Raw genomic sequence first — 18225 nt, 5'->3', positions numbered from 1 at the left:
ACCCGCGCCCGGCATGGTCAAAGACCCGGCATCGTCAAAGAATGGTGATGTTGATCTCGCTAAATGCCGTCCCGTCGGTGAAATCAGCCACCAGCACGGATTTAAAGGCCGTACCGTTGCCATCCCGGTCAAACCACAGCGTCGCGTCCCCCGTCCTGAAAATGAAACGGTCATCGGCATCCGCCGCCTTGTTGTTCCCGCCCGATTTGAAGCGGTTGACCAACAGTTCCCCCAATTCCAACCCGCCGCCCAAGGCGCTGCCCTTGAACTCCAACTCGTCGAAAAAGATGAAACCCTCGATCTTGTCGCCGAACTCGTTGATATTGTTGTAACGGACCAGATTCTGCTCAAAGGCCGGCGGCCCAAGGACAATCGTATCGACACCCTTGCCGCCAATCAGCGTATCGCCACCCTCGCCCGCCACCAGCCGGTCATTGCCGTCGCCGCCAACCAGCAGATCCTCGCCGTCGCCACCGATCAGGGTATCCTTGCCGCCAAAGCCGCGGAGATCGTTGTCGTCCGTGCTTCCTTGGATCCGGTCGTTCCCGATCAAGGACCCAAAAGCCCGCTCCACCCCCTCGATCTGATCGCCCAGAGCACCGCCCTTGTTGGTCTGGCTTTCATCCAGCCAGATCCTGATCGCCGCCGACGCGCGATAGTCGATAAGGTCGATTCCGCCCCCACCATCAAACGCTTCGGCACCGCGACCGGCGCGAAAAACATCGTTGCCTTCAGCGCCGGAAATTTCGCCGCGGAAGACACCGCCCACGCCATCGTAAAAGTCGTTGCCATCGCCGAAACTGATGCTTCCGTTCACGTTGCCACGGTTGATAAACACATCCCGCAGATCTGATCCGCTCAAGGCATCGCTGCCGGCCAGCAGAATCGTTCCGAAGTTCTTGACCACGATTTTTTGCGCCGATGCCGCGTCTATCCCGTCATCGCCGATGATCCGGCCATAGTTGGTCACGCGCGATGTCCCGGCACCGTCGTCCGTGAATTCAATGCCATCGTCAGAAAGAATAAGCCCACGGTTCACCACCTGCCCATTCTGCCCTCCCAGCGTCATCGCGGCCCCTTCGGTGGAGATGATTTCACCGCCGGACTGAATCGTGATCCGATGTGTCCCATCGGCCGCTTCAAAGTTGATCGCATCGGAAAAAGAATAAAGCTTGCCCGCCACTGTGACGTCATGGCTTCCGGTTTGGGCAAAGACGGCCAAAGAATTTTCGATCAGTCTAGGACCAAAGGATTCAACTTTCTTTCCTGTTCCGATCACAAGATCCTGGCTGCCGGTGAGGGTGTAAAGAATACCGTAGCCGGATTTGCTGGTGGCGTTGATGGGCATGACAATCTCCTGGAAAAGCGTTGTGTGAATGCGGCGGAGGATAGGCCCACAGCCGCTTACTGGCAAACGCTTTGGACAGCGGTCAAATTCCCAACCGTGGAATCTCGATCGCAGGGCAGCGGTTCATCACCACATCCAACCCCTTGACCCGCGCCAAAGCCGCGGCTTCCTCGTTCACGACGCCCAGTTGCATCCAAATTGTCTTGACCCCCGGCAGCGTCAGCGCCTCTTGCACCACCGGCAGAACCTCCTCGGATCGGCGAAAGATGTCCACCATATCCACCTGTTCGTCGATCTCGGACAGGCTGGCCCGAACGGTCGTGCCCAAAGCCTGCTGGCCCGCCTGACCGGGATTCACCGGAATCACCCGATAGCCCTGCCCCGCCAGAAACCGCGCCACGCCATTCGAGGGGCGTTCCGGTTTTGGCGACCAGCCGACAAGGGCGATGGTGCGGGTTGTTGTCAGGATGCGGCGGATGTCGTCGTCGGTCATGTCAGCCTCCGGTTTTGCCAAGACTGCCCCGCCCTTGCCCGGCAATCCAGACAAAAAGACGCCCGCGCCTTTGGGAGGCCGGGCGTCAGTTGCGGAACGAGGGACAGTAAAGTGAATGGACGGGGGTTCCGGTCCCGTCCTGCCCTTCAAGATAGACCCTTTGCGCCCTGTGCCTAGACCCGGTCGCGCAACTGTGAAACGCTGTTAACGGATGGTCGCCGCATAAAGCGCCACAGCTGCCGCATTCGACACGTTCAACGAAGCAAAGCCCCCGGCGGCCGGAATTTTCACCAGACGGTCGCAGGTTTCCCGCGTCTTGTCGCGCAGGCCCGGCCCTTCCGCCCCCATCACCAGCCCCACGGGCCGCGTGCCGACCTCGGCCAAGGCCTGCCCTAGCGTCACATCGGCATCACCGTCCAGCCCCAGCAGAACATAGCCCATCGCCTTCAGCTCCTCCATCGCCTCCGACAGGTTCGTCACCCGCAGATAGGGCTGCCGTTCCAAAGCCCCGCTGGCGGTTTTCGCCAGGGCCCCCGTTTCCGGGGCCGAATGCCGATGCGGCGCGATCACCGCCCGCGCGCCGAACACCTCGGCTGAACGCAGAACAGCCCCCACATTGTGCGGATCGGTCACCCGGTCCAGCAGCACCACCAAAGGCGCCCCTTCCCCCGAAATGGCGACATCGGCCAGCTTACCCCAGTTCAGCGGCTTGACCTCCATCGCCGCCCCCTGATGCACGCTTTCGGGATCAATCGGCACGTTGAAATTCCGCGGATCGACGATTTCGGGGCTGATCCCCCCCGCCGCCAGAACCTCGGCCCCCAGACGATCCGCCGCATTTTTCGTCAGCACCAGTCGCAGCTTTTTGCGCGCCGGATTGACCAAGGCATCCCGCACCGCATGGAGGCCGAACAGCCAGACGGTTTCGCGCTCCGCCTGCCGTTTGGCCCGTTCCTTGTCGATCACCCAATCCGGCTTGGTCATGCTGCGCTCCATTCGATTTCTGTCGCACATAGCGCCCTTTTCGCCTTGACGCCACCGGGGGCCTTCGCTAATTCGCAGCCCCAGTGGGCGACGTGCTGCAAGGTGCGGCAGCGGACTGTAACTCCGCCGAGGCGACTCGTGCCTGGTTCGATTCCAGGGTCGCCCACCATCCTTCCTGAAATGACTGTTTCTGGCTTGGCAAACTGCGTTCTGCGGGCTAACAGCATCGCAATCGTAAGGATCCGGGTGCAAGCCCCGGATGGCTCTTCCGGCCGCCGATCCGCCGGACAACCTGACAGACCCCGACAGACCAACCAAGGCCGGGGCCAGACGGAAAATTCCATGTTTCACTATGACCGGTACCGCCAGGAATGGCTGGGCAACATTCGTGCCGACCTCTTGTCAGGGCTTGTCGTCGCCTTGGCCCTGATCCCCGAGGCGATTGCCTTTTCGCTGATCGCCGGGGTTGATCCGAAAGTCGGGCTTTATGCCAGCTTTTCCATCGCTGTTCTGACCGCCATCGCGGGCGGGCGGCCTGGGATGATTTCTGCGGCCACCGCCGCCACCGCCGTGCTGATGGTCACTTTGGTCAAGGATCACGGCCTGCAATACCTTTTGGCAGCCACAGTTCTGGCCGGGCTGATCCAGATTGGCATGGGCCTTCTGCGGCTGGGCTTTGTCATGCGTTATGTTTCCAAATCGGTCATGACCGGTTTCGTCAACGCCCTGGCCATCCTGATCTTCATGGCGCAACTGCCCGAACTTGACCCGCGCCGCGTCACCTGGCTGACCTATGTTCTCGTCGCCGCAGGGCTGGCCATCATCTATCTCTTCCCCCGCCTGACCAAGGCAATCCCATCGCCTTTGGTCACCATCGTCGTTCTGACCGCGCTCACGCTCTACTTCGGCTGGGACGTCCGCACCGTTGGCGACATGGGGGCCTTGCCCGACACCCTGCCGGTCTTTCTGATCCCACAAGTGCCACTGACGCTGGAAACGCTGTTGATCATCCTGCCCTATTCCCTCGCGGTGGCCGTTGTCGGCCTGCTGGAAAGCTTGATGACGCAAAGCCTTGTCGATGACCTGACCGACACAAAAACCGACCGCAATCAGGAATGTATCGGCCAAGGCATCGCCAACACGGCCACAGGTTTCATCGGCGGCATGGCGGGCTGTGCCATGATCGGACAATCCATGATCAATGTGAAATCAGGCGGCCGTGGGCGGTTGTCCTGTTTCGTCGCTGGTGTCGTTCTGCTGATCCTTGTGGTTTTTCTGGGTGATTGGGTGGGGCGTATCCCCATGCCCGCGCTGGTCGCCATTATGATCATGGTGTCGATTGGCACCTTTTCATGGGCGTCGATCAGCAATCTGCGACGGCATCCGCATTCCTCGTCCATCGTTATGCTCGCCACCGTCGCAACCGTCGTCTACACCCACAACCTTGCCATCGGGGTGCTGGTCGGCGTGCTGTTGTCCGGCATCTTCTTTGCCGGCAAGATCGCCCAGTTGTTCAAGGTCAGCGCCACGCTATCGCCCGATGGGCATCTGCGAACCTATGTCATCGAAGGTCAGCTTTTCTATGGCTCGGTCGAAGATTTTGTCGCAGCCTTTGATTTCAGGGAAGGCGCGGCAAAGGTCATCATCGACGTCAGTCGGGCGCATATCTGGGATATTTCCAGCGTGCAGGCCATCGACATGGTGGTGATGAAGTTCCGTCGCCGTGGGGCCGAGGTCGAGATCATCGGGATGAATGCCGCCTCGGAAACGCTGGTTGACCGTCTGGCCCTGCATGACAAGCCCGGCGCAATGGACCTGCTTCCGGCGCATTGATCGACGGTAATCCCCGCCTATCGACTTTGGTCGGGGCTTCCCGTTGGGCTTGACACCGTCTATCTACCTGACACTGTCTAAGTGGTAGCGATGTCGTGCTTGGCCCGTCTGTCCGGCGCTTGAAACACTTCGGGAAGATCTGCGTGGAAAGTCATGAAAACCGGGCTGGGCAAATCACGAATATCGGCACCATTTTGTCGTACATCATGAAATAGCAGGAAAACTCTCATGGATCGGAAAGCAACCAGCGCCTTGGCGCGGGGTGGGTGGACTTTTGTCTTTATGCTGGCAGGAACGCCACTCATGGCGCAAGAGGCGGAAAAGAATTGGCAATTCATGGCGGGGATCGGCGGCACCTATGGGCCAGCCTATGCCGGGGCCGATGATTTCAAGGCCGGGCCGCTGCTCGACTTTAGCGCCAGCTACAAAGACGATCACTTCTTTGCCGGTTTCCGGTCAGGTGTCGGCGTCACAGCCTTTCGCACCGAAAAGCTAAAGGTGCAGGTCGCTTTGGGCTATGCCTTCGGACGGGACGAAGACGACGATCCGCAGCTGGCGGGGATGGGCGACATTGACGGGCAACTGCTGGGCATCCTGCGTTTGGACTATGATCTGGACGGATTCGTTCTCGGGGCCGAACTCAAGGGCGGTGGCGACTATGGTGCGACGCTGGACCTGACAGCCGAACGGGAGTGGGAAGTCACCGACCGCTTTGCCCTTGGGATCGAGGCTGGGACCACGCTGGCCAATGCCGACCATCAGCAAACCTTCTTTGGCATCACAGCCGCGCAATCCGCCACTTCGGGCCATGCGGCCTTTGCCACGGGCGGTGGTCTGCAATCGGCAGGCGTCGGCCTGACAGCCCGCTATGGCCTGTCGCCCAGCACGGCGCTGATCGGCGGCGTGCGCTATGACCGTTTGCTGGGCGATGCCGCGGACAGCCCGCTGGCGCTGGACAAAGCCCAGCCCAGCGCCTTTGCGGGATTATTCATCCGCTTCTAGACTGGCCCAGATCCGTGCTTTCTTCGGCTGGATGGCCTTTTCCATCGTCAGTTCGCCATAAACCCCCAGCCGAGCCGGAACATAGCCCCGGTCCGTGTAGAAACGCTGCGCGGCCCGAGTGCTGTTCAAACGACAGGTTTTGATGCCCAACAGGGCGGCCTTGCCCTCCAGCCGTTCCATCATGGCCTTGCCAATCCCCATGAACTGCGCCCCGATATCCACATAGTTCAGTAGGATGAACCCATAGTGCGACATCGCTGAAATGCCCACCAGACGCGACTCGCGTTCGGCCACAAGCACGATCAATTCGGGCTTGGTGACCCAGGTGATCCAGGATTTTTCGGTTTTGTTGAACAGCCAGGAGGCCAGTTTCTGGTCATCGTTTTCATGATCCAACTGGCACAGATGGGTGATCGAACGGCGCAAAAGATCAATCGCCTCGGGCGCATCTTCCACGGTTCCCGGTCGGATCGAGATCATCTTGAAAGCCCCAGTGTCGACCATTCCCATTTATTTGCGCAGATGTTCGCGCGCGATCAGCGCCGCTTCGGTCCGGTTCCGCACATGCAGCTTTTGCAGGATGGCGGTCATGTAATGCTTTACCGTCTTTTCTTGCAAATCCAAAGTCAGCCCCACTTCCTTGTTGCTTTTCCCTTCGGCGACCAGCCGCAGGATGTCTTCTTCGCGTTTCGACAAGTCTTCCAAAGGATTGGTACTTTTTGGTGCCCGCATCGCGTTCAAAATGCGCGCAGCGAGGGTGGGTGAGACATAAGAGCCCCCCGCGCCGATGTCCTTGACCAAAGAGATCAACTCGCGCGCGCCCACACCTTTCAGAATATAGCCCTGCGCGCCCGCTTTCAGCGCCTGCATCACATCGTCATCTTCTTCAGAGGCCGTCAGCATCGCCACACGCGGCGGCTTCGGCAAAGCCATGATCCGCGACAGCGCTGAAATACCGCCCCCGCCCGGCATGGAAATGTCCAGCAGGATGAGGTCCGGCTGCTGCCGTTCGGCCAGTTCCACCGCCTGATCGGCATCCTGCCCCTGCCCCACGACCTGAATGCCCGCATCCTCCGAAAGGCTGCGCGCCACACCTTCGCGATAGATCGGATGATCATCCGCAATCACAACCCGCAAGGTCATAGCCCGCCTCCTTGAATTTCCAGCATCATGATAAGGTCCATGCCCCCCGGCCTTTCCCCCGTCGCCCCCCGGCGGGTCAGGATCAGACTGCCCCCCAGACTTTCCACCCGGTCCCGCAGACCGGCAAGGCCCATGCCTTCGGATTGCCCAAGGCCCTCCGCCGAAAGCCCCGGCCCCTCATCGCTGACCGTCACCTGCAAATGGCGCCCCTCACGGTGCAGGCTGACCCTTTGCCCAGCGCCCCCCGCATGTTTCCAGCCATTGTTCAGCCCCTCTTGCACGAACCGATACAGACATATCCGCGCTGCCGGCCCCAGTTCGGCGATATCGCCCGAAAGCCCTGTCACCGCCACTGTCACGCCATGACGCGCCTCATGCGCCTGCACGACACCCTGCACGATTTGGTCGATCGGCCGTGCTTCGATCTCGGGCAGGCTCAGCCCGCGCGCGATCTGGCGGATTTCCTGCAAACTGTCGCGCAGGGCGCTTTCCACCTGATCCAGATCGGTCTGCTCCGGTTCCCCCACCAACCCGCGCAAACTGTCCAGCCGCAGCGCAGCAAAGCCCAACAACTGCGCCGGACCATCATGCAGATCGGCGCCCGCCCGCCGCAGCGCCCGATCGTTCATCGCACTCGCCCGCCCTGCCGCCTCTTGCACCCGCAGCCGCAGGGCCAGATTCTGATCCGCCAGATCGCGCAGCGCCGCCATCTGCCCCGTGAGCGCGGCACGCTGGCTGTCAATCGTCCGGCTGCCTTGCAACACGATCAGGAACATCGCCCCCCCAATGCCCAGCATGACCAAGGCCACCGCCCCCCAGGACCGCCAGCGCGCCTTGGCCAGATCATCGGTCAGCCCATCGGCCACCTCATAGAACTCCGCCACCCCCACAATCCGCCCCGACCAGACCTCACGCACCGGGCTATAGATTTCCAGCAAGGGAATCCCCAGCGCCGCTTCGGTGGTGTTCTCAGGCTCGTCCAGGCCGCCGATTTCACCGCTGACCACCCCTTCAAAAGCCGCCTTCAGCCCGTCATCCACCGGAAAGACCTTGCCAATCAGCGTCGGATCGCTGGCATAGATGATCCGCCCATCCGGTTTCCAGATTTTAAAGGACTTGACCCTTTCGCCCAGCGAGGTGCCCTCCAGAACCTCTTCCAGCGCCAGGATCGCGCCGGGCGGCAAAGCATCGCCCCGGTCAATGTCCTGCGTGATGGGCGACAGAAAGCTTTCCATATACAGCGCAGTCGCATTCGCCGTATTGCGCACCACCGCCTCTTCGATGCGGTTGCTGACCCAATAGCCAACCGCCACCGTTGCGGCCAACATGACCGCCCCGCCCGCCAAGGCGAAACGCTGGGCCAGCGACAGGCGCGAAGGCGGGGGCAAATTCAAAGCAAGGGTCCAAGGTCGTGGCTTTCCGCCAATTTAGCCCCAAGCCCGCGCCCTGCCTATGGGCTTTGGTCTGATCAGCGCAGGGCCAGCCCACCTTCACGTTCCAGAAAGGCCACCACCTGATCCACCCCAAACCCCTGCCGCAGCTTGGCCATGACATAGGGCCTCTCGCCCCGCGCCGCCTTTGCATCGCTTTCCAGCAGCACCGGATCGACCCCCACATGCGGCGCAAGATCGACCTTGTTCACCACCAAAAGGTCAGACCGCACCAGCCCCGGCCCCTTTTTCCGCGGAATGTCCTGCCCCGCCGCCGTGTCGATCACATAGATCGACAAATCCGCCAGTTCCGGCGAAAAGGTCGCCGCCAGATTATCGCCGCCGCTTTCGATCAGGATTAGGTCAAGGTCGGCAAAAGCGCGGTTCAGGTCCGCCACCGCCGCCAGATTGATGCTCGCATCCTCACGGATCGCCGTATGCGGGCAACCCCCCGTCTCCACCCCACGAATACGGTCCAAGGGCAGCACCTGCTGGCGCATCAGATACTCGGCATCCTCGCGCGTATAGATGTCATTCGTGATCACCGCCATCGAACAGCGGTGGCCCAAAGCCCGGCAAAGCTGTTCCGTCAGCGTCGTCTTCCCCGCGCCCACAGGCCCGCCAATGCCCACCTTCAAAGGTCCGTTCGTCATGTCCGGAATATCCTGACTTCCAAAATTTCATGTTCCATCGCCGCCATATCCGCACCAAAGGCGCTGCTCGCGAAATCGGCATCCGGGCGGGCTGCGTCCTTGGCAATCTCAAGGACAAGCGGCTGCAAGGCCTGCAAAATCCCCTGCCCTTCAGTCTGACCCAGCGGCAAGAACTTCACCGCCGCCATGACCAAAGCCCCCGCAAAACTCTGCAAATAGACCGACAGCACAGTTTCCAGCGGCAAATCCAACCCCCGAGCCGCTTGCGCCACCGCCAAAGGCAAGGGCCGTGCGGGCAGGTCCATACCCGTCAAGGCCGAGGTCGCCATGGCAAAGGCCGCCCCCTGATCCATCATCTCACGCAAACGCTCGCTGCTGGCCGCCATCGCGCGGGCCAGATCAGACAAGTCCTCCAGATCACCACCAGCCAGCCCCCTTGCCAGCAGAATCGCATCATTCCGCCCGGACCCATAGGCCAGCACATCGCCCACCCATTCCCGCACCCCTGCCCCATCCCGCACAGCCCCCGACACCATCGCGCTTTCCAGCCCATGCGAATAGGCAAAGCCCCCCACCGGAAAGGCGGGCGAAAGCCATTGGATCAGGCGCAAAAGTTCGGCTGTCACGGGTTCGCCAGCGGAATAAACGCCCCCTCCGCCCCATGGCTATGCCCCATCGTCCGCCCCATGCCATAGGCCCCCTGTTCCGGCTGAAACGGCTCAATCGCCGGGCGCACATCCGCCCCAAGGCCGCGCAACATGCCTTCCAGCACATGATCCGCCCGGATCACCAGACGGTCCTTTTCAATCTGGCACGGTGTATGCCGGTTCCCAATATGCCAAGCCAGACGCGAAAGATCGCCCCGGATCACCAACACCGGTTCCCGCGCCGGGATGATTTCCACCAGACGCCCATCGTTCAGCCGGAAAGCCTCGCCGCCCCGCAGGTCGGTCGTCTGCGCAAGGTCCACAAGAAACCCAAGGCCCCCCGTCGTCTCCAACCGCTTGCGCCGCAGAAACCGCGCCTCATAGCCCAGTTGCACCTGAAAATCGGCCTTGGCCCAAGCCCCCTTGGCCAGCACTTCGCCTGCCTTTGGCAAATCTTCCGCCATCGTCACGTCCTTTACACTTCCCAGTGCCGCCATCCGCGATGGGACTAAAACAGAAAATACCGCTGGGCCAAGGGCAGAACCTTCGCCGGTTCGCAGGTGATGATATGCCCATCCGCCCGCACCTCATAGGTTTCCGGGTTCACCTCGATCTTCGGCTTGGCCGCGTTCAGCTTCATATCGGCCTTGCCGATGCCCCGCGTGCCCTTGACCGCCAGCACTTGCTTGCCCAGACCCAAGGCCCCTTTGACCCCATCCGCCTCGGCGGCTTGGGAAACAAAGGTTGCCCCCGTCGCCAGACGCGCGCCGCCAAAGGCCCCGAACATGGGGCGCGAATACATCGGCTGCACCGGGATCGACCCGTTCGGATCACCCATCTGCGCCACCGCGATCATACCCCCCACCAGCACCATTTCCGGTTTTGCCCCAAAGAAGGCCGGGTTCCACAGGACCAAATCGGCCCGCTTACCAACCTCAACACTGCCGATATGCTGCGAAATCCCATGCGCAATCGCCGGGTTGATCGTGTATTTCGCCACATAGCGACGGGCGCGGAGGTTATCATTCTCGCCCGTTTCCTCGGGCAAGCGCCCCCGCTGGCTGCGCATCTTGCTGGCTGTCTGCCAGCAGCGCGTCACCACCTCGCCGATCCGCCCCATCGCCTGACTGTCCGAAGACAGGATCGACAGCGCCCCCATGTCATGCAGCACATCCTCGGCGGCAATCGTCTCTTTCCGAATCCGGCTTTCGGCAAAGGCCACATCTTCGGGGATCGACCGGTCCAGATGGTGACAGACCATCAGCATATCCAGATGTTCCTCAACCGTGTTCACCGTGTAAGGCATCGTCGGGTTGGTCGAGGAGGGGATGATGTTGTCATAACCCACGACTTTCAGGATATCGGGGGCATGGCCACCCCCCGCCCCTTCGGTGTGGAAGGCATGGATCGTCCGCCCCTTGATCGCCGCAAGGGTGTTTTCCACAAAGCCGCTTTCGTTCAGCGTATCGGTGTGGATCATCACCTGCACATCCATGGCGTCGGCCACGCCCAAGCAGCAGTCAATCGCCGCCGGGGTCGTGCCCCAATCCTCGTGCAGCTTCAAAGCACAGGCCCCCGCCCGCACCATCTCTTCCAGCCCCTCGGGCAGCGACGCGTTGCCCTTGCCCGAAAGCCCGATGTTGATGGGAAAGGCATCAAAACTTTGCAGCATCCGCGAAATATGCCAGGGCCCCGGCGTGCAGGTTGTGGCCAGCGTGCCATGCGAAGGGCCCGTGCCCCCGCCGATCAGCGTTGTCACCCCCGAATGCAAAGCATCCTCAAACTGCTGCGGTGCTATGAAATGGATATGCGCATCCATCCCTCCCGCCGTCAAAATCCGCCCCTCGCCCGCGATGATGTCGGTCCCCGGCCCGATGATCAGCGTGACCCCGTCCTGCGTATCCGGGTTTCCAGCCTTGCCGATTCCCGCAATCCGCCCGTCGCGCAGGCCGACATCGGCCTTGTAAATCCCCGTCCAGTCCAGAATCAGCGCATTGGTGATGACCGTATCCATCGCCCCCGCCGCACGGGTGACCTGGGATTGCCCCATCCCGTCGCGGATGACCTTGCCACCCCCAAACTTGACCTCTTCACCATAGGTCGTCAGGTCGCGCTCCACCTCAATGATCAGCTCGGTGTCACCCAAACGCAGGCGATCCCCGGTCGTGGGGCCATACATCGCGGCATAGGCGGGGCGTTGGATCATTGCGGGCATTTCAAAGGTTCCTCTCTTGCCACCACTGCGCGGATCGAAACTTAAGCGGGCGCTCATCTAGGGGAATTTCACCCAATCCCGTCTTTTCCAGAAGGCTGAAATATTCATCCCTAAGGTCCCGCAATGCCTTGCCGCACCACGGGCAAAACCGAATGGTGATGGCGGAACGCCCACCATCGTGGATCATCAGACCATACGAGTCTGTCACGGGATCATATTCGACCAGAGCATCAGGGCAGTCCCAACGTTCTGGATGTTGCGCGCAGGCTGCCTCGACATTGCTTCGCAACATTTCGCAGCAGTGAGATTTGGTGAAGTTTGCAGACATCAATTTTCTGTCGCTTACAGCTTGGGAAGTTTCGGGCCGCGCGCCGTCAGGCGCTTGGCATTCGCTTGGGTCTTTTGGCGCAGGGGTTTCAGCGCGGCACTCGCGATCCCAACCCCCGATTTGCCCTGCAAGGCGGCATTCGTGGCCGCTTTGGCCGATTGCTGCATGGCATCCGACTTTTCCTGCACCATGCGCTGCATTTCGTCGGGTGCCGTTTTCCACATCCCCGCCATCCCCCAAAGCCGCATGGCCACAGTCGCCTGCGCCTCCATCGTCATCAGGCCCATCTGCATCCACAGACGCATGGCTTCGGTCGGATCATAGGCACGCATGGCATTCTCCTTCATCAAGGGCGCAGCTTACAGCGCGCCCATGACAGCTTGATTGAAGCCGTAAACCCGCCGCAGGCCCCCGAAGGGCACCAACCGCACCTCCCGCGTTTGGCCCGGTTCAAACCGCACCGCGGTTCCCGCCGCAATGTCTAGCCGCATCCCCCGCGCCGCATCGCGGTCAAAGGCCAGCCCCGCATTGGTTTCGGCGAAATGGTAATGGCTGCCCACCTGAATGGGCCTGTCGCCCGTGTTGGCCACCGGCAAAGTCACGACAACAGCCCCCACATTGATCTCAATCGCCCCCTCGGCAGGGAAAACCTCGCCCGGAATCATCCGATCACCCCCATGGCCAGCGCCATCCCGCCCAAGCCCACCGCCCCGCCTGCGGCCCGGGCCAGCATCCGCTGTTCGATCTTCACCAGGCCAAACCCCGCCGCCAGCCCGGCCAGATGCAGCCCCGCCGTCGAAAGCGCAAAGCCCAAGGCATAAAGCCCCATCCCCGCGCCCGGCCCCTCGGCCCCATGCGCATGGCCATGGGCCACGCCAAAGACCGCAATCCCCGCCAAGGCCAAGACCAATGGCGGTTCAAACGCCAAAGCCGCCGCCACCCCCAGCAACACGATGGAGGCCACGATCATCGGCTCCACCCCCGGCATCGGCAGCCCCGCCATACCCAAAGCGCCCCCCGCCAGCATCGCCAGCACAAAGGCGACCGGCATGGCCCAGATCGCCCGCCCGCCCGTCACGGCCGCCCAAAGGCCCACGGCGACCATCGCCAGAACATGGTCCAGACCGCCCACCGGATGCCCCAACCCGGCCATAAAGGCCGAGCCTTCGACATGGCCCCCATGCGCCAAGGCGGTGGTCGGCAACAGCATCGCCAAAAGGATCAGTTTCTTCATAGCGCCCTCATCTTGTTCAATTTCCTGCCCTCAGCGGATCGGGTGATGCACCGTGACCAGCTTCGTTCCATCCGGAAACGTCGCCTCCACCTGCACCGAATGGATCATCTCGGGGATGCCTTCCATGCATTGATCCGCCTTGATCACATGCCCCCCCGCCTGCATCAGATCGGCGACCGAACGCCCGTCCCGCGCCCCCTCCACCACGAAATCGGTGATCAAGGCGACGGCCTCGGGATGGTTCAGCTTCACCCCCCGCGCCAGACGCCCCCGCGCCACCATCGCTGCCAGACTGATCAGCAGCTTTTCCTTTTCCCGTGGTGTCAGGTTCATTCCGCCCTCATCCCTGCCAGACGCGCGGCAAGGGCCGCCCCGTCATCATCCCGATCAAACGCCCCATCGCCCGCCGCAAAGGCCAGCCGTCCGCCGCCAGCAACCGGACCACGCATTTCCCATCCCAACCACTCACCGCGCCGGGCACATCGCATTCCGCCAAAACCCGGCGCAAAGGTTCCACCAGCGCCTCGGCCCCGGCCCCGACCTTGGCCAGAAACCCCAAAGCCCGCGCGCCACCCAACAGCGCATCCCGCGGTGCCAAAACCGCATCGCTCAAAGCAAAGGGTTCCACCAACACCGCCCGCCCATCCCGATAAACCTCACGCCGGTCCGACAGCGCCAGTCTCGCCAAGCTCTCCCCCATCGCGGCCCGCCCCAGCACCAGCGTTTCCGCCATCACAAGGGACGCATCCCCCACCAGACCAACCCGCGTCCGACGCGCCAGATCCGCCCGATCAAACAAAATCGTCTCTTGCGGCAACCAGTCCAGATGCCCGCCCGCGCCAACCTGCAAACGCACCGAAACCTCAGCCGAACCCGAAACCGCCGCATAGGCCCGCTCGGCCGTCTGCGTCGTCGCCACGATCCGCGCGCCTGCCCCTGCATCCAAAGCCAGTTCCAAACGGTCGCCCGAGGTCAGCCCGCCCGATGTGTTCAGAAACACCACCTCTGGCACGCCATCAAAAACACGCGGCAGCATCGCCTTGGCCGAACCCTCTTGCCGCAAATCCGCCAAACGCCCACCCGCAAAGCCGACAAAGGCCCGCCCCCGGCTGCGTTCCATCCTGATTGGTGCGGCATCAAACATCGGCTCTCCCCTTGCCTCCGGTCAGACCATGCCCCAGCCCTGCCCCGCAACCAAAGGCCCAAGGAACAAAATGCCCCGGCCACGCATCGCCTAAATCTTCACCTGAAATACCAAGAACGCCCAAAATAGCCGCAAACAGCAAATCCCATCTTTTCTTCACATACATCCTGGGGGGAATCCGAAGGATGGGGGGCAAAGCCCCCCCGAATGCATAGGCTTGTGCCGCAGGCACACCGCCAAATCACGCTGTTTGCAAAGCCACCAGATGGTTGTCCCAAGACAGCGCATGTTGGGCCAACAGGCTTAGTCCCCTGTCGTCCAAGGCCCAGATCGCCCCGCCCCCATCCGTCAGCACAAACCCATCCCCCAACGCCGCCGCCCCGCAAATATCCGCTCGCCGATGACTCGCCACGGGCCGCCCCGCCCCATCAAAAACCATCGCCACCCCACCACGCGGCGAGGTCAGGACAATCCGCCCGACACTCCGATTCCAGGCAATCGACCCGGCATAGCCCTGCATCAGCAGGGCTTCCGCCTCCAAGGGCGGGCAAAGTGCGGGGCTCTCACCCGCCGCGCAAAGCCCCAGCAAAGGCACCACCTCGGCAGGGTCGCCTTCCCATTGCATGGCAAAGGCCACCTGCCCCTCTGGCCCCAAGGCCAGATGGCGGATCGAATTCTTGTTCAACCCCGGCTCCAGCGCCGCCTGCGCGACAATCCCGCCTATCCCATCCAGCCAAGTCAAATTCGGCTGCATCGCTTCAAGGTTCAGCTTGGCTCGATCCTCGGGGTCCGTCTCGATCCCGCCATTCGCCACCACCAGCCCGCCCTCGGGCCTCAGGCGCAGCTCATGCGGGCCAATGCCACCGCTGTGCCATTCGCCGATCCGCTGCCAGCTTTCACTGTCCCACAGCCCCACCCGCCCCGCCGAACCTTGGGCCACCACTTCGGATGTATAAAGCACCGAACCATCCGCCGAATAGGCGCCATGCCCGTTGAACTGCCGCCCCTCGGGCGGGGTCAGCCGCGCCAATTCGCGCCCTGTTCCGGCATCCAGCACAAGCGCGAATGTCCCCGGACGGCGGGCAAAAGCCACCGCTTCCGCCCGCACCGGATGGGCGCAGGCGGCATGGCCCCGGCCCGGCAGCGGCAGGTGGAACAGGCTTTCGCCCCGCGCCGAAAGCGCGTGCAGGGCGTATTCCCCCGCCGCGTCCTTGGCCGCCGCCAGAAAGGCCGGGCCCCCGACATCGGCCCAAGCCAGCCGTGGCAAAGCGCCGCTGACCAAAAGCCCCGCCAGAAAGCCGCGCCGCGTGGCCATGTCAGTCCCCATCCGCCGCGTTGAACCCGGTGCCGACGCCCAAGGCGGGCACCAGTTCGGCCATCATCGCATCCTTCGCCGCCGTCACCTGCTGTTGCAGAATTTCCACCTTCAACCGACTGCCCGGCTCGGCCACCCCCGCAAAGACCGGATCATCCAGCCCCTCCGCCGTCGCAATCGCCTTGTCCAAAGCTGCCAGTGTCACCGCCGCCTCGGGGGCCAGCGCCGCCGTCAGGTCGCGCAAGGCGCGCAGCGACAGATCCACATTGCGCGCGGAACGGCCAGAGGCCCGCGCCTCCGCCCGCTCCGGTCGGGGCCGATCAAAATCCCCCAAGGGGCGGCCCAATCGGCTGTCCTTTTGGAATTCCACCCCCGTCACCAACGCCGTCAACAGGGCGCGTTTCACCTCGGCCTCGGTCAAGAACTCCGTCTCCCCAACTGCACCCGGCGCTTGCATCCGCGCCGCATAGGGGGGCCATTCGGCGGACAGTTCCGCCGCCATCCGCGCCAGATCGGCGGTTGTCGCGCGGATCAGCCGGCAGGCGGCCTCAGCCTTGAAAATCGCATCCTGCGGGTAAAGCAACCGTTCCAATCCGAACAGCCCCCGCGCCGCGACCGAGACTTCGCCAAATTCCGCCGGAATCTCCCCCGATTTCAGCATCCCCGCCTGCGCCTTGGCCCCCAGCCCTTTCGGGTCGGGCCAGAAAGCAATCGCCAGATTGCGCCCCTCGCCCTCTCCCGGCCCCAGCCGCAGAAAACCCACCCGCATCCAGGCGTCAAAGGCCGCGTTCCATTCGTCCTGCAACCCTTCCGGCGCACAATCCGCCTGCGCCGCCTGATCCAAAGCCGCCGTCGCCGTGGCAAAACCCGCATAGCCCGGCAGGATCACCGTATTCAGCGCATCCGCCACATCGGCGGCCGCCGGGGTCGCCAGCGCAAAACAAAAGCCAAGCATCAGACGCATCACAGCGACTCCAGAAATTTCAACAAAGCCGCGCGGTCTTCCGCAGGCATCGACACCACGGCATCACGCGGCCCTTGCGCCTCGCCGCCATGCCAAAGCACAGCTTCCAAGATCGACCGCGCCCGACCATCATGCAGCAGCGTAAACTGCCCTGAAACCTGCGCCGTCAGCCCCAGCCCCCACAAAGGCGCGGTCCGCCATTCCGAACCCATGGCCAGCCCTTCCGGCAGATCATCCGCCAGCCCCGGCCCCATGTCATGCAGCAAAAGGTCGGAATAGGGCCAGATCAGCTGGAACGATTGCTCCGGCTGATCCGGCAAAGCATGGGTCACATAGGCAGGCCGGTGGCAATCCACGCAACCAATCGCGTTGAACAAGGCCTTGCCCTGCAAAACCTGCGCATCCCCCTCGCCCCGCCGCCGGGGCACCGCCAGATTGCGCGAATAAAAGTTGATCAGATCGAATGAGGTCTGATCCACCTCCAACCCATCACGCACGCCCGCCTCTTGCCCGTTCGGCAGCGCCAGACAATCCTTTTGCGCGGCGGTGCAATCCCCCTGCGGCAGCGGCACCAAAGGGTTCGACAGCCCCATGTCGCCGAACAGCGCCGAGGCCGTCTGATCCGCCAGAGTCGCCCGCCCCGCCTTCCATCCAAAACGCCCCGGCAGCATCTGTTGATGCGCCGCCGACCAGACCATGTTCAACCGCCCCGAAATCCCGTTGCCATCGGCATCGTCCGGGTCCACCCGTTCCGCCAGAACCAACATCGGAATAGCTTCCAGCAGCCCCAGCCCGATCATCTGCGGCGCCAATCGCGCCGACAAAGCCGCCCCCTCCGCCCCCGTCACCGAAACCAGCGGGCGCCGCAGCGAAACCGTGGTCCCATCCCCCAAACGAACGCTTTCCTCGGCCCATTCCAGCCCCACCACCGCCTCGGCTTGCAAACCCGGCGCGGCAAAGGTCTGCACCTGATAGCCCAGCACCGGATGCGGCGGCACCGGCGCACCCGGCAAAACCCCATCCCCCACCATCCCCAGCCGCACCAGCAGCGCCATCGGCACCTGCCCCGCTTCCGGCATCATCCCCCGCCCGTCGCGGATGTGGCAATCCTGACAAGATCGCGAATTGTAAAGCGGCCCCAACCCATCCGACGCCTTGGTCGAGGCGGGCGACGCCACCCAAAGCTTGCGAAACAAGGCGTTGCCCAGTTGGAAATCCATCAACCGGTCAAAACCCATATTCGCCGAAGGTTCGGAAAACACATCCCGGCTCTCATCCGCCCGAATGCTCCCCGCCCCCCCGGACAGGCCTTCAAACGGTTGCGGAAGATCAAACGCCTCAGGCGGCACAAGGGCGTTCTCCGCCCGTTCGGCCTGCCCCTGATCCCAGGCCTGCCAGTTCAGATGGGGGTCCAAAGGGCCAATCTGCCCCCCTGCAACACTGGCCCAAACGAACGCGGCCCCTGCGCATAAAAACAAGGGCCGCATCAGGG

The 18225-nt window shown here is 62.7% G+C and carries 22 protein-coding genes, 1 tRNA gene and 1 other annotated feature; of the genes, 3 read left to right on the top strand and 20 right to left on the bottom strand.

The window, feature by feature from the left end:
• Positions 1-34: 34 nt before the first annotated feature.
• The 3 genes from IE095_RS13520 to rlmB form a co-directional block, all read right to left on the bottom strand.
• Positions 35-1348, bottom strand: a complete 1314-nt coding sequence (locus tag IE095_RS13520) for a calcium-binding protein (RefSeq protein ID WP_189412203.1) — start codon at positions 1346-1348, stop codon at positions 35-37.
• Between the two features lie 82 nt (positions 1349-1430).
• Positions 1431-1841, bottom strand: coding sequence for a CoA-binding protein (locus IE095_RS13515; RefSeq protein WP_189412202.1), 411 nt, complete (start codon positions 1839-1841; stop codon positions 1431-1433).
• 204 nt (positions 1842-2045) lie between these two features.
• Entirely contained in the window at positions 2046-2825 is a 780-nt protein-coding gene (gene rlmB / locus IE095_RS13510; protein ID WP_373295416.1) for a 23S rRNA (guanosine(2251)-2'-O)-methyltransferase RlmB, read from the bottom strand.
• 85 nt (positions 2826-2910) lie between these two features.
• On the opposite strand from rlmB, the gene IE095_RS13505 reads away from it, so the two are divergent.
• From IE095_RS13505 to IE095_RS13495, 3 genes are all read left to right on the top strand, one after another.
• Positions 2911-2994, top strand: a tRNA-Tyr gene (locus tag IE095_RS13505).
• Between the two features lie 66 nt (positions 2995-3060).
• Positions 3061-3118: a sequence feature (sul1 is cis-regulatory element that is thought to sense ions involved in sulfur or methionine metabolism; They are found in Alphaproteobacteria), on the top strand.
• A 49-nt stretch (positions 3119-3167) separates the two neighbouring features.
• Positions 3168-4658 carry a SulP family inorganic anion transporter gene (locus IE095_RS13500; protein ID WP_189412200.1) on the top strand — a complete coding sequence of 497 codons (1491 nt, stop codon included), beginning with the start codon at positions 3168-3170 and terminating at the stop codon, positions 4656-4658.
• 228 nt (positions 4659-4886) lie between these two features.
• Positions 4887-5660, top strand: coding sequence for a MipA/OmpV family protein (locus tag IE095_RS13495; protein WP_189412199.1), 774 nt, complete (start codon positions 4887-4889; stop codon positions 5658-5660).
• Here the strand turns inward: IE095_RS13495 and IE095_RS13490 are convergent.
• The 17 genes from IE095_RS13490 to IE095_RS13415 all read right to left on the bottom strand — a co-directional run bounded on the left by IE095_RS13490 (position 5643) and on the right by IE095_RS13415 (position 18220).
• On the bottom strand, positions 5643-6170 hold the full coding sequence (locus IE095_RS13490; RefSeq protein ID WP_229804788.1) for a GNAT family N-acetyltransferase: 528 nt from the start codon (positions 6168-6170) through the stop codon (positions 5643-5645). The genes IE095_RS13495 and IE095_RS13490 overlap by 18 nt on opposite strands.
• On the bottom strand, positions 6171-6803 hold the full coding sequence (locus IE095_RS13485; RefSeq protein WP_189412197.1) for a response regulator: 633 nt from the start codon (positions 6801-6803) through the stop codon (positions 6171-6173).
• Positions 6800-8191 carry a sensor histidine kinase gene (locus IE095_RS13480; protein ID WP_189412196.1) on the bottom strand — a complete coding sequence of 464 codons (1392 nt, stop codon included), beginning with the start codon at positions 8189-8191 and terminating at the stop codon, positions 6800-6802. Before IE095_RS13480 ends, IE095_RS13485 begins: the two co-directional genes overlap by 4 nt.
• Before the next feature lie 80 nt (positions 8192-8271).
• The gene (ureG, locus tag IE095_RS13475) at positions 8272-8886 is read right to left on the bottom strand and encodes an urease accessory protein UreG (protein WP_189412195.1); all 615 of its coding nucleotides are present in this window, start codon (positions 8884-8886) and stop codon (positions 8272-8274) included.
• Positions 8883-9512: an urease accessory protein UreF gene (locus tag IE095_RS13470; protein WP_189412194.1), complete on the bottom strand. Its 630-nt coding sequence runs from the start codon at positions 9510-9512 to the stop codon at positions 8883-8885. The genes ureG and IE095_RS13470 overlap by 4 nt, the downstream gene beginning before the upstream one ends.
• Positions 9509-9997, bottom strand: coding sequence for an urease accessory protein UreE (locus IE095_RS13465; RefSeq protein ID WP_189412193.1), 489 nt, complete (start codon positions 9995-9997; stop codon positions 9509-9511). The genes IE095_RS13470 and IE095_RS13465 overlap by 4 nt, the downstream gene beginning before the upstream one ends.
• A gap of 44 nt (positions 9998-10041) precedes the next feature.
• Positions 10042-11748: an urease subunit alpha gene (gene ureC / locus IE095_RS13460; protein WP_189412192.1), complete on the bottom strand. Its 1707-nt coding sequence runs from the start codon at positions 11746-11748 to the stop codon at positions 10042-10044.
• Position 11749: 1 nt separating this feature from the next.
• Positions 11750-12076 (bottom strand): DUF6980 family protein, encoded by a 327-nt coding sequence (locus tag IE095_RS18380; protein ID WP_229804786.1) that lies wholly within the window; start codon positions 12074-12076, stop codon positions 11750-11752.
• Between the two features lie 14 nt (positions 12077-12090).
• The gene (locus IE095_RS13455; protein ID WP_189412191.1) at positions 12091-12408 is read right to left on the bottom strand and encodes an antifreeze protein; all 318 of its coding nucleotides are present in this window, start codon (positions 12406-12408) and stop codon (positions 12091-12093) included.
• A gap of 27 nt (positions 12409-12435) precedes the next feature.
• A complete protein-coding gene (locus IE095_RS13450; RefSeq protein WP_189412190.1) occupies positions 12436-12741 on the bottom strand; it encodes an urease subunit beta in 306 nt (101 codons plus the stop codon).
• A complete protein-coding gene (locus IE095_RS13445) occupies positions 12738-13310 on the bottom strand; it encodes a HupE/UreJ family protein (protein ID WP_189412189.1) in 573 nt (190 codons plus the stop codon). Before IE095_RS13445 ends, IE095_RS13450 begins: the two co-directional genes overlap by 4 nt.
• 30 nt (positions 13311-13340) lie before the next feature.
• Entirely contained in the window at positions 13341-13643 is a 303-nt protein-coding gene (locus IE095_RS13440; protein WP_189412188.1) for an urease subunit gamma, read from the bottom strand.
• Positions 13644-13650: 7 nt separating this feature from the next.
• Positions 13651-14454: an urease accessory protein UreD gene (locus IE095_RS13435; protein ID WP_189412187.1), complete on the bottom strand. Its 804-nt coding sequence runs from the start codon at positions 14452-14454 to the stop codon at positions 13651-13653.
• Positions 14447-14620 carry a hypothetical protein gene (locus tag IE095_RS13430; RefSeq protein ID WP_189412186.1) on the bottom strand — a complete coding sequence of 58 codons (174 nt, stop codon included), beginning with the start codon at positions 14618-14620 and terminating at the stop codon, positions 14447-14449. Before IE095_RS13430 ends, IE095_RS13435 begins: the two co-directional genes overlap by 8 nt.
• A gap of 75 nt (positions 14621-14695) precedes the next feature.
• Complete coding sequence (locus IE095_RS13425; RefSeq protein WP_189412185.1) at positions 14696-15769, bottom strand: DUF1513 domain-containing protein; 1074 nt, start codon at positions 15767-15769, stop codon at positions 14696-14698.
• A gap of 1 nt (position 15770) precedes the next feature.
• Positions 15771-16733, bottom strand: a complete 963-nt coding sequence (locus IE095_RS13420) for an imelysin family protein (RefSeq protein ID WP_189412184.1) — start codon at positions 16731-16733, stop codon at positions 15771-15773.
• On the bottom strand, positions 16733-18220 hold the full coding sequence (locus IE095_RS13415; protein ID WP_189412183.1) for a di-heme oxidoreductase family protein: 1488 nt from the start codon (positions 18218-18220) through the stop codon (positions 16733-16735). The genes IE095_RS13420 and IE095_RS13415 overlap by 1 nt, the downstream gene beginning before the upstream one ends.
• Positions 18221-18225: the final 5 nt, after the last annotated feature.

This window comes from Neogemmobacter tilapiae (assembly GCF_014652215.1).
In the GTDB taxonomy this organism is placed as follows: domain Bacteria; phylum Pseudomonadota; class Alphaproteobacteria; order Rhodobacterales; family Rhodobacteraceae; genus Neogemmobacter; species Neogemmobacter tilapiae.
The sequence above is the reverse complement of the archived record's forward strand: the minus strand, read 5'-3'. Positions and strand labels throughout refer to the sequence as shown.

Bases quoted from the DNA above. Each gene is read 5' to 3' on its own strand.
- IE095_RS13520 (WP_189412203.1), bottom strand. From the start codon at position 1,348: ATGCCCATCAACGCCACCAGCAAATCCGGCTACGGTATTCTTTACACC.
- IE095_RS13515 (WP_189412202.1), bottom strand. From the start codon at position 1,841: ATGACCGACGACGACATCCGCCGCATCCTGACAACAACCCGCACCATC.
- rlmB (WP_373295416.1), bottom strand. From the start codon at position 2,825: ATGACCAAGCCGGATTGGGTGATCGACAAGGAACGGGCCAAACGGCAG.
- IE095_RS13500 (WP_189412200.1), top strand. From the start codon at position 3,168: ATGTTTCACTATGACCGGTACCGCCAGGAATGGCTGGGCAACATTCGT.
- IE095_RS13495 (WP_189412199.1), top strand. From the start codon at position 4,887: ATGGATCGGAAAGCAACCAGCGCCTTGGCGCGGGGTGGGTGGACTTTT.
- IE095_RS13490 (WP_229804788.1), bottom strand. From the start codon at position 6,170: ATGGGAATGGTCGACACTGGGGCTTTCAAGATGATCTCGATCCGACCG.
- IE095_RS13485 (WP_189412197.1), bottom strand. From the start codon at position 6,803: ATGACCTTGCGGGTTGTGATTGCGGATGATCATCCGATCTATCGCGAA.
- ureG (WP_189412195.1), bottom strand. From the start codon at position 8,886: ATGACGAACGGACCTTTGAAGGTGGGCATTGGCGGGCCTGTGGGCGCG.
- IE095_RS13465 (WP_189412193.1), bottom strand. From the start codon at position 9,997: ATGGCGGAAGATTTGCCAAAGGCAGGCGAAGTGCTGGCCAAGGGGGCT.
- ureC (WP_189412192.1), bottom strand. From the start codon at position 11,748: ATGCCCGCAATGATCCAACGCCCCGCCTATGCCGCGATGTATGGCCCC.
- IE095_RS18380 (WP_229804786.1), bottom strand. From the start codon at position 12,076: ATGTCTGCAAACTTCACCAAATCTCACTGCTGCGAAATGTTGCGAAGC.
- IE095_RS13455 (WP_189412191.1), bottom strand. From the start codon at position 12,408: ATGCGTGCCTATGATCCGACCGAAGCCATGCGTCTGTGGATGCAGATG.
- IE095_RS13450 (WP_189412190.1), bottom strand. From the start codon at position 12,741: ATGATTCCGGGCGAGGTTTTCCCTGCCGAGGGGGCGATTGAGATCAAT.
- IE095_RS13445 (WP_189412189.1), bottom strand. From the start codon at position 13,310: ATGAAGAAACTGATCCTTTTGGCGATGCTGTTGCCGACCACCGCCTTG.
- IE095_RS13440 (WP_189412188.1), bottom strand. From the start codon at position 13,643: ATGAACCTGACACCACGGGAAAAGGAAAAGCTGCTGATCAGTCTGGCA.
- IE095_RS13435 (WP_189412187.1), bottom strand. From the start codon at position 14,454: ATGTTTGATGCCGCACCAATCAGGATGGAACGCAGCCGGGGGCGGGCC.
- IE095_RS13430 (WP_189412186.1), bottom strand. From the start codon at position 14,620: ATGTATGTGAAGAAAAGATGGGATTTGCTGTTTGCGGCTATTTTGGGC.
- IE095_RS13425 (WP_189412185.1), bottom strand. From the start codon at position 15,769: ATGGCCACGCGGCGCGGCTTTCTGGCGGGGCTTTTGGTCAGCGGCGCT.
- IE095_RS13420 (WP_189412184.1), bottom strand. From the start codon at position 16,733: ATGCGTCTGATGCTTGGCTTTTGTTTTGCGCTGGCGACCCCGGCGGCC.
- IE095_RS13415 (WP_189412183.1), bottom strand. From the start codon at position 18,220: ATGCGGCCCTTGTTTTTATGCGCAGGGGCCGCGTTCGTTTGGGCCAGT.